Source organism: Jiangella alkaliphila (genome assembly GCF_900105925.1).
Lineage (GTDB): Bacteria > Actinomycetota > Actinomycetes > Jiangellales > Jiangellaceae > Jiangella > Jiangella alkaliphila.
Map to the genome: position 1 here is coordinate 6,429,164 of NZ_LT629791.1, position 15,311 is coordinate 6,444,474.

Genomic DNA, 15,311 nt, shown 5'->3' on the forward strand with positions numbered 1-15,311 from the left:
GGCCCGCCACATTGCGTGCCGATGACGGTTGAATGTAAATCAAATTGATGTACGGTGTCAATCACACATTTCGGGCAGGACTCACCCGGCACGAGGAGGTACCGGATGACTGCTCCAGCCGCGCCGCCCTCGCCCCGTCCGCCCACCTCCGGACCGCCTCTGACCCGCGCCGACTGGGAGCGGACGGCGGACCAGCTGCTGCTAGCCGTCCGCCCGTTCGCCAGCGCCCGGCACGGCCTGGTGCACCTCCCCGGCTCCCCCAGCATCAGCGGGCGATGGAGCGACGGCCTGGAGGGGTTCGCCCGCACGTTCCTGCTGGCCGCGTTCCGGCTGCGCGGCGCCGGCGGCAACGATCCGCACGACCTCGCCGCCTGGTACGCCGAGGGGCTGACCGCCGGGCTCGACCCGTCCGGCCCGGAGCGCTGGCCGGAGTTCGCTGAGTGCAACCAGGCCAAGGTCGAGGCCGCGTCCGTCGCGATCGCGCTGCACGAGACCCGGCCGTGGCTCTGGGACCGGCTGGCGCCCAGCGTCCAGCACCGGCTGTCCGGGTGGCTGGCGGGCATGGTCGGGCAGCCCATGCCGGGCAACAACTGGGTCTGGTTCCAGGCCGTCACCGAGGCGTTCAACCGCACCGTGGGCGGGCCGTGGCAGCAGGCCGACCTGGACCGGACGGTCGAGCAGACCGAGCAGTGGTACGCCGGCGACGGCTGGTACTCCGACGGGCTCAGCGGCGGGGCGCACCGCAACTTCGACCACTACAACGCCTGGGCGATGCACCTCTACCCGCTGTGGTTCTGCCGCGTGCTCGGCGCCGCCGCACCGGACGGGCTGCTGGATCGCTACCGGACCCGCCTGACCCGGTTCCTGGACGACGCCAGGCACCTGGTCGGCGCGAACGGCTCGCCGCTGGTGCAGGGCCGCTCGCTGACCTACCGGATCGCGGCGCTGGCGCCGTTCTGGACCGGCGCGCTGTTCGCCGCCACGCCGCTGCCGCCGGGTCAGACCCGCCGGGTCGCGAATGCGATGCTGCGGCACTTCCTCGACCACGGAGCCGTCGACGAGCACGGCCTGCTGACCCCCGGCTGGCACCACCGCTTTCCCAACCTCCTGCAGGTCTACTCCGGGCCGGCGTCGCCGTACTGGGCGAGCAAGGGCTTCGCCGGTCTGCTGCTGGACCCGTCGGACCTGGTCTGGACCGCGCCGGAGCAGCCGCTCCCGGTCGAGACCGCCGACTTCGGCCGCACCCTGGCCGGACCCGGCTGGCTGGTCGCCGGCACGCGGTCCGACGGCGTGGTGCGCGTGGTCAACCACGGCAGCGACCACGTCGACCCGGCCCGGTGTGCGACCGACGACCCGGCCTACGCGCGCGTCGCGTACTCGACGCACGTAGCACCGGAGATGCCGGACGACCCGAGCGGCGGCCCCGCCGACTCGTGCGTGACGCTGCTCGACGCCGCCGGTCGCGCCGCGCACCGGCGCCCGCTCACCCGGCTGCTGGTCGCCGGACACGTGGCCGTGTCGCGGCACCGGGCGCACTGGCCCGAGGACGAGTCGCCCGACCCGTTCCGCGGTCCCGACACCACCTACCGGCTCGGCCCGGTGCTGACGACCGCGTCGGTGCTGCGCGGCGACGTCGAGGTCCGGCTGGTGCGGGTCGACCCGGCGCCGACTCCGCCGGACGTCGCGGCGGCGGGCCCGTGGCGGGTGCGGATCGGCGGCTGGGCGCTGCCCGACCCGGCGACGGTGTACACGGTCCCAGGCCGGCTGCCCCGGGCCGAGGCGCGCGGCGCCGGCGGCCTGTGGTCGTCCATCGGTGAGCTCGGCGGCCTGCCGGTCGCCGAGGTGCTCCGCCGCACCGGCAGCAACCCCATCGGCACATCGTCAGCGGTGCCGATTCTGACGAGCCTGCCGCTGCGGTCGCTCCCGGCCTTCTGCGCGGCGGTCGTCCGGCTCGCGAGCACCGGGCTGACCGCGGACATCGTCCCCGGGGCCGCCATCGCGTGGCCGGCGCCCGCCGGGCCGGCCACCGTCACCGTCCGATGGCCCGGCGGGGCGACGGACACCGTCCAGCTCGACCCACCGAGTCCCGGGGAGGACCCAGCGTGCACGACGACCGCCGCCACACCGAACGCCGGATCGCGCACGTCCTCGACCGGTATCTCCGGCCCGCCGTCTACGGCGACTCCGTCGCGCTGACGCTGGCGATCTGGCCGGTGCCGGGCGAGCCGGTCCCGGTGCAGGACGCGCTGCGGGCCGAGTACCTGCCGTTCGCGGCCGGTCAGGTGTGGGGCACGCCGTGGTTGACGTCCTGGCTGCACGTCACCGAGCGGATCCCGCCGGACTGGGCCGGCCGGCGGGTGGAAGCGGTGTTCGACCTCGGCTTCGACCTCACCCGCGGCCCCGGCGGGCAGGCCGAGGGACTGGTGCACGACCGCACGGGCCGGGCGGTCCAGGGCCTGCACCCGTACCATCGCGCCGTGCTGCTGGCCGCCGCCACGGCCGGCGGCGAGGACGTCGACCTGTACGTCGAGCTGGCGGCGAACCCGCCGATCGTGGCCAGCGCCGGGATCGGCGTCCACTACGGCGACCCGGCGACCGCCGGCGACGAGCCGCTCTACCGCCTCGCCGAGGCGCGGCTAGCCGTGCGCGAGGACGACGTCTGGCAGCTGCTGCACGACGCCGAGACGCTCGACCAGCTGATGCGCGAGCTGCCGGAGAGCTCGTCGCGCCGGCACGAGATCCTGCACGCGCTCGGCCGCGCCGTGGACGCCGTCGACCCGCGCGACGTGGCGGGCAGCGCGAAGACCGCCCGCGCCGAGCTGGCCGACGTCCTGTCCCGCCCGGCGCACGCCTCGGCGCACCGCGTCAGCGCGGTCGGGCACGCCCACATCGACTCCGCCTGGCTGTGGCCGGTCCGCGAGACGGTGCGCAAGTGCGTGCGGACGTTCACGAACCAGCTGGCGCTGGCCGAGGAGTACCCCGAGCTGGTGTTCGCCTGCTCGTCGGCCCAGCAGTACGCCTGGGTGGAGCGGGACCGGCCGGAGGTGTTCGAGCGGATTCGGGCGGCGGTGGACCGCGGCACCTGGGCGCCGGTCGGCGGCATGTGGGTGGAGTCGGACGCCAACCTGCCCGGCGGCGAGGCGCTGGCTCGCCAGCTGGTGCACGGGCGCCGGTACTTCGCGGACCGGCTGGGTGTGGAGGCCGACGGCGTCTGGCTGCCGGACTCCTTCGGCTACACCGCCGCCTTCCCCCAGCTGGCCCGGCTGGCCGGCGCGCGCTGGTTCCTCACCCAGAAGCTGTCCTGGAACGAGACGAACCGGCTGCCGCACCACACGTTCTCGTGGGAGGGCATCGACGGCACGACGATCCTGACCCACTTCCCGCCGGTCGACACCTACACGGGCATGATGACCGCCGCCGAACTGGCGCACGCCGCCGAGAACTTCGCCGAGAAGGGCGTCGCCACCCGCTCGCTGGTCCCGTTCGGCTACGGCGACGGCGGCGGCGGGCCCACCCGGGACATGCTGGAGCGGGCCCGCCGGCTGGCCGACCTCGAGGGGTCGCCGCGGGTGACTGTGGAGAGCCCGGCGGCGTTCTTCCAGGCCGCCGCCGAGGAGTACCCCGACCCGCCGGTGTGGCGCGGCGAGCTGTACCTGGAGACCCACCGCGGCACCTACACCAGCCAGGCCCGGACGAAGCGCGGCAACCGCCGGGCCGAGTCGCTGCTGCGTGAGGCCGAGCTGTGGGCGGCGACGGCGGCGGTGCGCGGCGACGCGCCCTACCCGTACGATGCGCTGGACCGGATCTGGAAGACCGTCCTGCTGCTCCAGTTCCACGACATCCTGCCCGGCTCGGCCATCGCGTGGGTCCACCGCGAGGCCGAGCGCGACCACCGCGCTGTCCTCGCCGAGCTCGACGACATCGTCGCGACGGCGGCCGCGGCCCTCCCCGTCGTCCCGGACGCCCGGCGCACGGCGGGTCCCGGCGTGCTGAACGCCGCGCCGTTCCCGCGCACCGAGGTGGTGCGGCTGCCGGCGGACGTCCCCTCCACCGGCCGCGGCGTGCAGCGGCTGTCGACCGGCGAGGTGGCCTGCGTCGTGGTGGCGCCCGCGCTGGGCGCCGGCGGGCCGGCCGAACGGATCCCGGCGCCGGTGCGGGCATGGCGCGACGGTGACACCGTCGTGGTGGACAACCGGCTGGTGCAGGTGCGGATCGACGGCGACGGGCTGGTCCGTTCGGTCTACGACCACGCCGCCCATCGCGAGGCGATCGCGGCGGGCGAGGCCGGCAACCTGCTCCAGCTGCATCCCGATGACCCCACCCTCTGGAGCGCGTGGAACCTCGACCGGCACTACCGCGCCACCGTCACCGACCTCACCGCTGCCGGCCGTGTCGAGCTGCTCGAGGACGGGCCGCTGCTGGCGGTCGTCAGGGTCGAGCGCGCCTTCGGCGAGTCGCGGTTCGTCCAGGATCTCGAGGTCGCGGCCGGCTCGCGGCGGCTGACCGTCCGCACGGCCGTCGACTGGCAGGAGCGCGACGCCGTGCTCAAGGCGGCCTGGCCGCTGGACGTGCACGCCGACGACGAGGCCGCGGAGATCCAGTTCGGTCACGTGCGCCGGCCCACGCACGTCAACACCAGCTGGGACGCGGCCCGCTACGAGAAGTGGATGCACCGGTGGGTGCACGTGGGCGAGCACGGGTGGGGCGTGGCGCTGCTCAACGACTCGACCTACGGCTACGACACCAGTCGCCGGACCCGGCCCGGCGGCGGGACCACCACCACGGTCCGGCTCACGTTGCTGCGCGCACCGCACAGTCCGGACGCCGGCGCCGACCGCGGCCGCCAGGAGTTCACCTACGCGCTCGAGGCCGGCGCCGGCCTGGAGCGGGCCGTCGCCGGCGGCTACGCGCTGAACCTGCCGTTGCGCACGACGACGGCCCGGCCCGCGGGCGAGCCGCTGGTCGCCGTCACGTCGCCGGCGCTGATCGAGGCGGTGAAGCTGGCCGACGACCGCAGCGGCGACGTCGTCGTGCGCCTGTACGAGCCGCTGGGCGGCGCCGCCACGGCGACGCTCACGACCACCTTCCCTCTGCCGCCGCCGACGACTGCGACCTGCTCGAGCGCCCGTCGGCCGGCCTCGAGCACACCGGCGGCGCGGTCGAGCTGCGGCTGCGCCCGTTCCAGATCCGCACCATCCGACTGCGGCCCGCGCCTGGACCGCACCACCCCGCCGGCTCCTGAGGAGCCGGCCGACCAACGGAGGTCGACCTTGCCCGCACCCGCTCACTTACGCAGACGGCTGCTCACCGCCGCCGCCGCGCTGGCCGTCACGGCCGCCGCCCTGCCCGCCCCGTTAGCGTCCATCGTGGCATCCGCCGCGCCCGGCGACGGGATCGGCGACCTCATGTACCCGCTCGGCGTCGGCGCCGACCTGGGCCCGGAGCCGGCGACACTCGGCCTGGCGCCGCGGGCCGGCGACGACCCGGCCGGCCTTCGGACCGGTGAGCTGGACGGCCGTGGCTTCTGGGGCACCGACGTCGCCGCGGGCACCGGCTACCTGGCCTTCGACCTGGACGACGACTACGTCGCCTCGCTCGGCGACAGCATCGCCACGGTCTCGGTCGCCTACCACGACACGGGGTCCGGCGACCTGGTCCTGACGCCGGACGGCGGCGAGGCGGTCCGGCGCCCGTACTCCGGCGCGGGCGGCTGGGCACAGGCCGCGTTCGACGTCAGCACCGCGGACCTGGCCGGCGAGCTTCGGCTCACTGCCGAGACCGGCGGCGCCGCCCGCGATGTCACCGTCGCGTCGGTCCGGATCGCCACGCCGCTGGCCTCGGTCGGCCTCGGCGACGTCCCGGCCACGGCAGGCATCGCCCCGCGGGCCGGCGACGCCGGTACCGGCCTGCTGACCGGCACCGTGGCCGGCCGGTCGTACTGGTCGACGAACCGGGCGGCGCCCGCGCCGGGGATCCTGTACTTCTACATGAACGTCGACGACAGCCTCGTCCACGACACGACGGACACCGTCCTCGTCGGCATCGACTACTTCGACCAGGGCAACGGCGCGCTCGGGCTGCACTACGACTCGCCCGGCCCAGACATCCCGCACCGGTTCAAGTCGGCCGCGAACGTGCAGTACGGCGACACCGGCACCTGGCGCACGCACACCTACGCGCTCACCGACGCGATCCTCACCAACCGGTCCAACGGCTCGGACTTCCGCGTCCACGACGGCGGGTCGCCCGTGCCGCTGCGGGTCGCCGAGGTCCGCGTCACCGTCGTGCCGGACGTCCTGGACGCCGCCTCCGGGCTGCTTGCATTCATCGACGACGTCGAGTTGGCGCTGGGCGCCGCGCGCGAGGGCGACCGCGACGGCGAGTACCCGCCGGGCTCGAAGGCCGAGCTGTCCGCCGCGGTGGCCGCCGCGCGAGCCGTCGCCGACCGGCCGGACGTCACCGAGGCCGAGGTCAAGCCGGCGCTGATCGACCTGCACTCCGCACACCAGGCGTTCCTCGCCGCGGCCGTCGACACGAACGTCGCCGTCGGCGCGACCGCCACCGCCAGCGGCACGTCCGCCGGCTCCCCCGCCGAAGTCGTCGACGACGACACCGGCACGGTCTGGACCAGCGCGGCCGCCGGCCCGGACGAGTGGCTGCGGGTGGATCTGCGCCGGCCGCGGCACCTGGACGAGATCGGGCTGCGGTTCGGCGCGCTGCGAGCCGCCGCGTACACCGTCGAGGGCTCGGTGAACGGCCGCGACTTCCATGAGCTGGGCCGCGGCGGCGCCGGTCTGAGCGGCCGCGAGACCGTCACCTGGACGCGGTTCGAGGAGCAGCTGCTGCGGTCCGTCCGGGTCCGCTTCGACACGCCGCTGCCGGGTGCGACGACCGTGGCGGTGCGCGAGCTGGAGCTGCGGGACGTGCCGGAGATCCGCACCGACCCGCACCTCGTCGAGACGGTGTACCCGACCGACGACGTCGTGGTCGCCGACCTCGACGCCGCGGCCTACGGCGCCGACCCGTCCGGCGCGGCCGACTCGACGGCGGCGATCCAGGAGGCGCTCTGGGACTGCTACGACGCCGGCGGTGGCACCGTCTGGCTGGGCGCCGGGACGTACCGCGTCACCGGCACCGTCGAGGTGCCCGCGTTCTGCACGCTGCGCGGCGACCGCCGCGACCCCGACACGGCGGGCGCGGACTACGGCACCGTGATCAGCGCCGAGCTGCCGCCGGGCGACGACGGCCCGGTGCTGTTCCGCGTCGGTGGCAGCGCCGGCGTGCGCGGGCTGACCACGTACTACCCGGCCCAGGACGCGGCCGACCCGGTGCCGTACAACTACACGTTCGAGCTCCCCGGCCGGGCCTGGCGCGGCGAGGAGAACTACATGATGAGCACGATCGCCGAGGTGACGATGCTCAACTCCTACCGTGGCATCGGCGTCTCGACGATGCCCAGTGACCGCGGCGAGGCGCCCGCGAACGGGCAGGTGCACGAGTCGTCGACGGTGCGCGACGTACGCGGCACCGTCCTGTTCGAGGGCGTGCGCGCCTACAACGGCGCCGACGTCGGCACGTGGGAGGACATCCGGTTCGACAACGGCTACTGGGCGTCGGCGCCGGCGCAGTACCAGCCGCCGGAGCGGACGGTTCTCGACGCGTGGACCCGGGCCAACGGCACCGGGCTGATCCTCGGCGACCTGGAGTGGGACGAGTTCACCGGCATCGAGCTGGCCGACTACGCCACCGGCATCCACGTCGTCCCCGGCCAGCGGGTGTCCTTCGCGGGCAGCTTCCTCGACGTGCAGATCCGCCGGACCGACGTGGCGCTGCAGGTCGAGGAGTTCGACTCGCGCTGGGGGCTGGTGCTGGCCGGCAGCACGCTGGAGGGCTCCGAGGCCGCCGTCGTCAATCGGTCGCAGGGCTTCGTCAAGGTCACCGACACCGAGCTGTCCGGACCGGCCGAAGGGATCGTCCACCGGCTCTCCGGCGACACCCCGGAGTACGAGCCGGCGACGCCGCCCAAGCCGCAGCGCGCGGTGCTGTACGACGTCACCGCCGGGCCGTTCGGAGCGCGCGGCGGCAACGGCTACCAGCCGGCCGAGGACGCCACCGTCGCCATCCAGCGGGCCCTCGACCAGGCCGGCGCCGACGGCGGCGGCGTCGTCTACGTGCCGGCCGGGTGGTACCGGGTCGACGGGCGGCTGCGGGTGCCCGCCGGGGTGGAGCTGCGCGGCGCGTCCGCGGTGCCCAACCGCGAGCAGGGCGGGCTGAGCCGCGGCACGATCCTGATGACCTACGCCGGCCGCGACACCGCCGAGCCGGAGACCGCACCGGCCTTCGTCACCCTCGACGGCGACGGCGCGGGCGTGCGCGGGCTGCGGATCTTCCACCCGGAGAACAACCCGAACGCCGAGGGCGGGCTGGTCCCGTACCCCTACGCGATCCGCGGCGCCGGCACCGGCACGTACGTCATCGACGTCGGCATGGCCAACGCCTGGAACGCAATCGACCTCGCCACCGAGCGCAACGACGGCTTCTACGTGCAGAAGGTGACCGGAGCGTGGCTGCACCACGGCATCAGCGTGGGCGCCAGCGACGGCGGACGCATCGAGGGCGTGCTGGTCAACGGCAATGCGCCCGAGCGGGTCGGGTTCTTCCTGCCGGACTGGCAGGTGGACATCTTCCCGGACGTGATCGACGCCGTGATGCGGCCGCAGACGCAGCTCATCACCGTCGACGGCGCGACCGGCCTGACCGTCCTGAACGCGTTCGCCTACGGCGTGCACGACGGCCTGGTCGTCTCGTCCGGCGAGGTCAACGCGTTCAACGTCGGCACCGACAACCTGGGCACCGGCGGCTACAGCGTCGCGGCCGGCGACGGCGTCGAGCCGGGCGACGTCGTGGTGACGAACGTGCTGCGCTACAACGGCGTGACGACGGTGCAGGCGCCGGTGGTCGCGCACAACATCATGGTGATCAACATCGAGGAGTTCCCGGTGACGGCGTCCGCGTCACCCGCAGGCACCGTCACGCTGACCGGCAACCAGACGATCCCCGGCCACTACGAGCGGGGCGCCGTCGTGACGGCGACGGCGACGCCCGCAGCGGGGCACGTCCTCGACCACTGGACCGTGAACGGCATGGCCGCCGGGGACGAGCCGGTGCTCGAGCTCGAGGTCAGCGGGGCGCACGAGGTCGTCGCGGTGTTCGCGCCCACCGGCTGAGCCGGTCAAGGCCGGACGACGGTGCCGTCGGCCAGGCGATCGATGTGGTACGGCCGGTGATAGCCGGCCGTACCACCGCCGCCGAGCAGAGCGGCGGCGCGGGCTTCGTCGACGTCGACGCCCAGCCCCGGCGCGTCGGACAGGTACACGTACCCGTGTTCCACGACCGGCGCGCCGGGGAACGCCTCCAGCTCGGCCGGCGCGAAGGTGTTCTCCTCCTGGATGCCGAAGTTCGGCAGCGCGCGGTCCAGGTGCAGGGCCGCGGCGAAGTTCAGCGGATCATTGTCGCCGCCCTCCTGCCACGCCGTCCGCACGCCGAACGCCTCGGCCAGCGCGGCGATGCGCAGCGCGCCAGTGATGCCGCCCACCTTCGACACCCGGGCACGGACGAAGTCGACCAGCCGCTCCGTGATCAGGTACCGCCAGTCGTCGGGATGGGTGAACAGCTCGCCGATGGCCTGCGGCGTCGTGCTGTGCTGGCGCAGCGTCCGGTACCAGGCGCTCTGCTCGGGCGGCAGCGCGTCCTCCAGGTAGTACAGCCGGTACGGATCGAGCCGGCGGGATAGCTCGACGGCAGCGTTGGGCGACAGGTGCTCGTGGACGTCGTGGTTGAACTTGAGCTCCGGGCCGAAGCGGTCGCGCAGCCGCTCGAACATCGCCGGCGTCGACCGCAGGTAGGCGTCCTCATCGAACGGCCGCTGGGTCCAGGCGTTGCGAGGAAGCGCCACGCGGCCGCCGTCGACGAACCCGCCGCCGCCGTACCCGCCGGTCTGGCAGCGGATCACCGTCCAGCCGTCCTCGACGTACCGCGCTACGTCGTCGATCAGCGCGTCGACGTCGTCGCCGGACGCGTGGGCGTAGCACGGCACGGCCGACCGGGCGGCGCCGCCGAGCAGCTGGTAGACCGGCAGGCCGGCGACCTTGCCCTTGATGTCCCACAGCGCGACGTCGATGGCGCCGAGCGCCGTGGCGGTGATCGAGCCGTTGCGCCAGTAGCCGCTGGCCTGCAGCGTGTGCCAGATGTCGGTGATGTCGGCCGGGTCGCGCCCGGCCAGCTGCGGGGCGTACAGCTCCTCGACGACCGCGGCGACCGCGCCCGGGTTGTAGAGGTCGCTGGCCGAGCCCACGCCGTAGAGGCCCGGCTCGTCGGTCTCAACCCTGACGACCGTCCACGAGCCGTCCGCACGGGTCCGGACGCAACGCACGGCCGTGATGGTCGTCATGACACCACTTCCTCCGTCGGACGGGACGGCGTCAGCCTAGCCGGGGGTAGGGCTGTCCCCACCCCGAGAGTGGAGCGGGCATCGCTGTGCCGGCGACCGCCGCGGACCAGGCTTGGACCGTGCCTTCCACCGCTGCGCCGGCCCGGTTCGCGACCGCGCTCGACCTTGCCGTGGTGGCGCTCGTGGCCGTCGCCCCTCGTCCTTGCCGTGTAGCGGTTCCGGGCCTGCGGCCGCCAGTGCGCAGCAACGAGCGCGACGTCGCCTTGCGCCGGCGTCGTTGCCGCCAGCAGGTGCCGGCCGAGGAAGGCCAGCGCGGCGGCCTCGTCCTGCCGCGACCGTGCGGTCTTCTCACATCGACCTTCATGGTGGCCTTCGGGACGTGATCGGCGCTCATGGCGTGACCTCCAGTCCATGTCCCTCGTCGATGGCAACGGCGTGACCTTCGCGCCGTCGAGACGCTTCCGGACGTCCACCGCGTGGCCACCGCACATCGGCCTGCTACCAACGGCGTCGCCTACGTCGAAGGTGGCCGGCTCGGGTGCACGGCAGGCCCCGCCGGGTCGCATCCCGCGACCGCCCGCATCCCGGCTCCTGGCACCACCTCGTGCCGCCGCTCGAGTTGAGCGCGTTGCCGTGGTCGGGGCAGACACCCCCGGCTGCGCAGGAAACGGCGCAGGGCTGTCGTCGGACTCCAGGACCTGCGCCACTACCGCGCTACCACCTCGATCCGAACGAGGTGCGTGCGTGAACGTGCGGGGGGTAGAGAGATCGGGACCGGGCTGGAAGGAGCATTGGCGTGATCCGTCCCACTCGTCGCACAGCCACGGCGGACGACGCGTCCCGCGCGTCACCGCGCGACCATGTCCGGGTCGTCGCCGTCGCAGCTTCGGCGGCATCGATGGTCCTTGTCCCCACGCTCGGTCCGCTGGTCGCCGACACCGAGGAAGGTGCTGACCAACACGACACCGAGATCACCCCACCGGACTACGCTTTCGCGATCTGGGCGCCGATCTTCGTCTCCACCGCCGCCAACGCCCTCCAGCGTGCCCTCAACCCGACCGCACCGGTCAACCGCCGGACCGGCTGGTGGCTCACCGGCGCCTACGGTGCGAACGCTGCCTGGTCCATCGCCGCGCAGTCAGACCGCTTCCGGTACACGCCGTTCGTTCTTCCCGTCGCCGCAGGGTTCGCCGCTGTTGCACATCGTCGTGCGCAGAACGACCGGCCGAGCGGCATCGAGCATGTGGCCGCCGAGAGCAGTGCCTCCTTTCGGATGGACCAGCGTGGCCACAGTCGTCAACGCCTTCGCGACCAACCGGCGCGGCAGACTCGCGACCCCGACACCAACCGGGCGAACCGCAGCTCACCTCACGTGGCCGAAGCTGCTGTCGCGTTGACCGCGAGTATCGGCACAAGCCGACATGGCTACACCTCGACCGGCCTGGCGTGCACCTGGGCGTTTGCAGCCAACGCCGCCAACCCCGAACGCACCGCTCCGTGGACGCGCGCGTTGGCCCCTTGATGGCGGCGCGAGCCGATCAGGATCGTGCGGAACCGAGCAGGGCCGTCGTGGCCGAGGTGGCGTCGAGCGATCCGCGCGGCCTGAGCCGCCGAAGGAGGAGTCACCCACCATCATCGGCAACGCTCAGCACCATCAAGGCCGCGACATCACCCACAGAGTCAGGCGAGGTCGACGTGAACCGAGCCGGACCCGTCGACGTGGGCGCTCACCCGCTGGCCGTTGTGCACCGCCACCTGGACGATCGATCCCGTGATCACGGTGTCTCCGGTTCCGAACCCTTCGCCGAGGGTGGCCAGCAGCCGTGCCGCGCGCAGCAACAGACCATCGAGGTCCCGGCGAACACAGCCTTGGCGAGTACCGCGCCATCGACGATCGCACAGGCGCGCGCCGCAGGCCGGGGGAACCCCGGGGTCCAGGGCCCGAACAACACGGCGCGGTGGAATAGGTTCGCGGCCACGATGGCGGCTGGGTCGTCGCTGCCGCCGAGGTCACACAGCTCCAGAGCGACCGTGAAGCCGCCGACTGCCGCTCGCACCTCGTCCGCTCCACCGTCTGGGTCGACCGCCCGCCTGAAGCGGACCGCCACCTCGACGTCGGCACGGGGCACAGCGTGAGCCGTCACGGAACACCGAGATCCGCATGACAGCACAGTCTGCGAGGTCAGATACCCGACGACCGGACCGCCGCCGATAGGCTCGCGATCGCCCAAGCCCAGCTTCCAGCCGACCCGTGTGGCGCCGCCATCCAGCGCGTCCTGCCGGACGGTGAGTTGCGCGCCGGGTGCGCCCAGCAGCATCGGATCGGGCTCTGCCACCGCTGCCACCTACCCCTCGCGCGGTCGCGATGACGCGACCGCTCGTGCGTGCACCCATCGAATCGGAGGCTCGGCGGCGCGCACCTGGTGGCCGAGCCATGGTGGACCATCTCCAAGGGCCGAGCGGCTGGTCGTGTACGACATCGTTCACGATGGACGGCCTCCTTCGCGGTGGCGTCTAGCCTGCACCTACCCAGCGGCTGGCCCGCCATGCCCGCAGGTGAAGCCCGGAGGGCCTACGCTGCCGACCAGCTGGAGCGCCGCAGCCGCATCGTGCTTACGTGAAGTCGATGGACTTGGCTGTCATGATCCTTTGGACAGAAGTCCGGTCGTGATGACCTGTGATGCGACGGCGCGAAGTTTGATGTTGTTGTCTCGGGAGAGCCGACGCAGCACGGCGAACGCTCGATCGGCATCCAGACCGTGTCGTTCCATGAGCATGCCTTGTGCCAGCCCGACGAGGTGGCGGGCGTCGATGGCGTATCGCAGCCCGGCTTCTTCCCCGGTCGTCGCGATCGCTATCGAGGCATGCCGAGCGAATATCTCCGCCACCGCCACGTCGTCCTCGTCGAACGCACCTGACTGCGTTGCATAGAGGTTGAGCGCGCCCAGGGTCCGGGCTCCGCTGAAGAGCCGAACCGAAACCACGCAGCGAAGCCCGAGATCTGCCGCGGCTGGGGCCCATTGCGGCCACCGTGGGTCGACGCCGATGACGTCGACCAGAACCGTGGCCTGATGCTGCATCGCCCACAGCGCGGGCCCCTCGCCGTGCTCGCCCTGCAGCTGGTCGATCTTGTTCACCCACGCGTCGGTCGTCGCCGCGCTCTCCAGCTGCCCTGGCTTGTGCGACAGGACCAGCCCGGCCCGGTCGCAGGTGATCGCATGACAGGCGTGCTCGATCACGAGTTCGAGCGTGCGCTCAGGATCTGGCGCTTCGTGCAGATCGGCAGCGATCCGAGCGAAGTCCGCCGAGTCGAGTCCACCGCTCACTTCGCCACCAACCTCAAGGACCTTTGCTTCTGCGGGCCGGGCCGACAAACGCCTATCGGTCTACCTCCGCGGCCAAGCGCTAGTATGCCCCTGGATCACAGGACCCAACCGATAGAAGCACACTCACGGCGATTCTTGTACCAGTCGACCTAGCCGGCGGTGGAGTACTCGACGTCAGCCCGGCGGCGAACGCTGCCAGGAAGCCGGGGTAGTACCCGCGCAGCCGGGCGCGCAGCTCCTGCACCAGCTTGGTGCGGCGCCACACGCCGTCCTGGTAGGCACGCGCGAGCACGGTGATCGAGCGGGCCAACGCCGTGTCGTCGGGCAGCCTCCGGTGCAGGTGCGCGTCGGTGCGCAGGATGTTCGCCAACGCCATCGCGTCGACGTGATCGCTCTTCTTGCCCGACAGCGACGTGCGTTCTCAATATCGGGCGACCGCCAGCGGGTTGGTCGGGTAGATCGGCCAGGCCGCGCGCAGCACCGCGACCAGCAGCCCGCGTGGTGTCTCGATCGCCACCGGGATCGGATCCTCGGCGCTGTCGCCGGCGGCAGCCAGCATCGCGGTCAGCTCCGCGATTCCGTCGAGGCTCTCGTCGATTCGTCGCTTGGCGATCAGCGCGCCGTCACTGTCGACGAGCGCGATGTCGTGGTGTCCCTCGGCCCAGTCGATGCCGCAGTACACCGCCATGTATCCCCCTCACCCAGTCGTGGACTGTTGCTCCGGTCCGAGGGACCGGGTGGCACCGCGCGGCGACCTAATTGCAAGGCTCGAGGGCCTGACCTCCGATAGAGCCGTTCGCGATCCCAGCAACCAGCGGGGACGTCGGCGTTCTCAGCAGAGAGCTCACAGGCTCAGCACATCAATCGACGTCCCCCGCGGGCGGGCTCGAACCACGACCGACCCTGGCCACCACATGATCGAAGACGGGCCGGATACGCCGAGATGCGCCGGTCTCAAGCGAAAACCTCGATGGGCTAATACATCACCAGACGTCGTCCCCGGCGAGCCCGGACCCGTTCTTCGACACGTCCTATTAGGACATCACGCTGCATCCGCAACTCGGTGTTCTCCCGACGCAGCCGCTCCAGCTCCGCCCGCTCGGACTCGCTCAACGCGACATCCTCACCGCCGCGCTCGCGGCGCTGCTTGGAGCACCAATTGCCCAGCGTGCCCTCGTTGACCCCCAGCTCCCTGGCCACCTGCGCGATCGGCCGCCCGGTCTCCAGCACCAGCCGCACCGCGCCCTGCCTGAAGTCCTCATCGAACTTCCGATACTGCCTACCCATCGCCCAACCTCCTCAAAGGCGATGTCTCCTCGCTACGAGGGGAGGCTCACATGCGATCCATGGCAGGCGTGTCCACGTCGACACTCCCCGCACAACTCATGACCCGAGCCGCCTGGTGGCCAGTCAACACGACAGCAATATTCGGCGTGCTACCGCTCTGCACGGCAATCCCCATTCGTTGTCCGCACACAAGGCGGCGTCGGAGCCCCGTGTCCAGGTGTTCGACACCGATGGAGGTGCCGACGTGG

Annotated in this window: 7 protein-coding genes and 3 pseudogenes; 5 read left to right on the forward strand and 5 right to left on the reverse strand. The window is 72.5% G+C overall.

The window, feature by feature from the left end:
• The first annotated feature begins 105 nt into the window (after positions 1-105).
• The 3 genes and pseudogenes from BLV05_RS29725 to BLV05_RS38910 form a co-directional block, all read left to right on the forward strand.
• Entirely contained in the window at positions 106-2,196 is a 2,091-nt protein-coding gene (locus BLV05_RS29725; RefSeq protein WP_063932570.1) for a DUF2264 domain-containing protein, read from the forward strand.
• Positions 2,103-5,242 (forward strand): annotated as a pseudogene (locus BLV05_RS38905) (alpha-mannosidase). The gene BLV05_RS29725 and the pseudogene BLV05_RS38905 overlap by 94 nt, the downstream one beginning before the upstream one ends.
• 1,324 nt (positions 5,243-6,566) lie before the next feature.
• A pseudogene (locus BLV05_RS38910) lies at positions 6,567-9,227 on the forward strand (glycosyl hydrolase family 28-related protein); the annotation flags it as partial.
• 5 nt (positions 9,228-9,232) lie between these two features.
• Here BLV05_RS38910 and BLV05_RS29740 read toward each other — a convergent pair.
• Positions 9,233-10,450, reverse strand: a complete 1,218-nt coding sequence (locus BLV05_RS29740; RefSeq protein ID WP_046769597.1) for an enolase C-terminal domain-like protein — start codon at positions 10,448-10,450, stop codon at positions 9,233-9,235.
• 119 nt (positions 10,451-10,569) lie between these two features.
• Here BLV05_RS29740 and BLV05_RS36240 point away from each other — a divergent pair, with 119 nt between their 5' ends.
• Positions 10,570-10,833: a hypothetical protein gene (locus BLV05_RS36240; RefSeq protein ID WP_152690816.1), complete on the forward strand. Its 264-nt coding sequence runs from the start codon at positions 10,570-10,572 to the stop codon at positions 10,831-10,833.
• A 413-nt stretch (positions 10,834-11,246) separates the two neighbouring features.
• Entirely contained in the window at positions 11,247-11,972 is a 726-nt protein-coding gene (locus BLV05_RS29745; protein ID WP_152690815.1) for a hypothetical protein, read from the forward strand.
• A gap of 253 nt (positions 11,973-12,225) precedes the next feature.
• Here BLV05_RS29745 and BLV05_RS36245 read toward each other — a convergent pair whose 3' ends face one another.
• The 4 genes and pseudogenes from BLV05_RS36245 to BLV05_RS29760 form a co-directional block, all read right to left on the reverse strand.
• On the reverse strand, positions 12,226-12,786 hold the full coding sequence (locus tag BLV05_RS36245) for a hypothetical protein (RefSeq protein WP_152690814.1): 561 nt from the start codon (positions 12,784-12,786) through the stop codon (positions 12,226-12,228).
• Between the two features lie 303 nt (positions 12,787-13,089).
• Positions 13,090-13,776, reverse strand: a complete 687-nt coding sequence (locus BLV05_RS29750; RefSeq protein WP_046769595.1) for a GAF and ANTAR domain-containing protein — start codon at positions 13,774-13,776, stop codon at positions 13,090-13,092.
• Positions 13,777-13,930: 154 nt separating this feature from the next.
• Positions 13,931-14,464 (reverse strand): annotated as a pseudogene (locus tag BLV05_RS37950) (IS110 family transposase); the annotation flags it as partial.
• 287 nt (positions 14,465-14,751) lie between these two features.
• On the reverse strand, positions 14,752-15,063 hold the full coding sequence (locus BLV05_RS29760; RefSeq protein WP_046769593.1) for a transposase: 312 nt from the start codon (positions 15,061-15,063) through the stop codon (positions 14,752-14,754).
• Positions 15,064-15,311 lie beyond the last annotated feature (248 nt).

Excerpts from the sequence above, each read along its gene's own strand:
- BLV05_RS29725 (WP_063932570.1), top strand. The coding sequence starts at position 106 with ATGACTGCTCCAGCCGCGCCGCCCTCGCCCCGTCCGCCCACCTCCGGA.
- BLV05_RS29760 (WP_046769593.1), bottom strand. The coding sequence starts at position 15,063 with ATGGGTAGGCAGTATCGGAAGTTCGATGAGGACTTCAGGCAGGGCGCG.
- BLV05_RS29740 (WP_046769597.1), bottom strand. The coding sequence starts at position 10,450 with ATGACGACCATCACGGCCGTGCGTTGCGTCCGGACCCGTGCGGACGGC.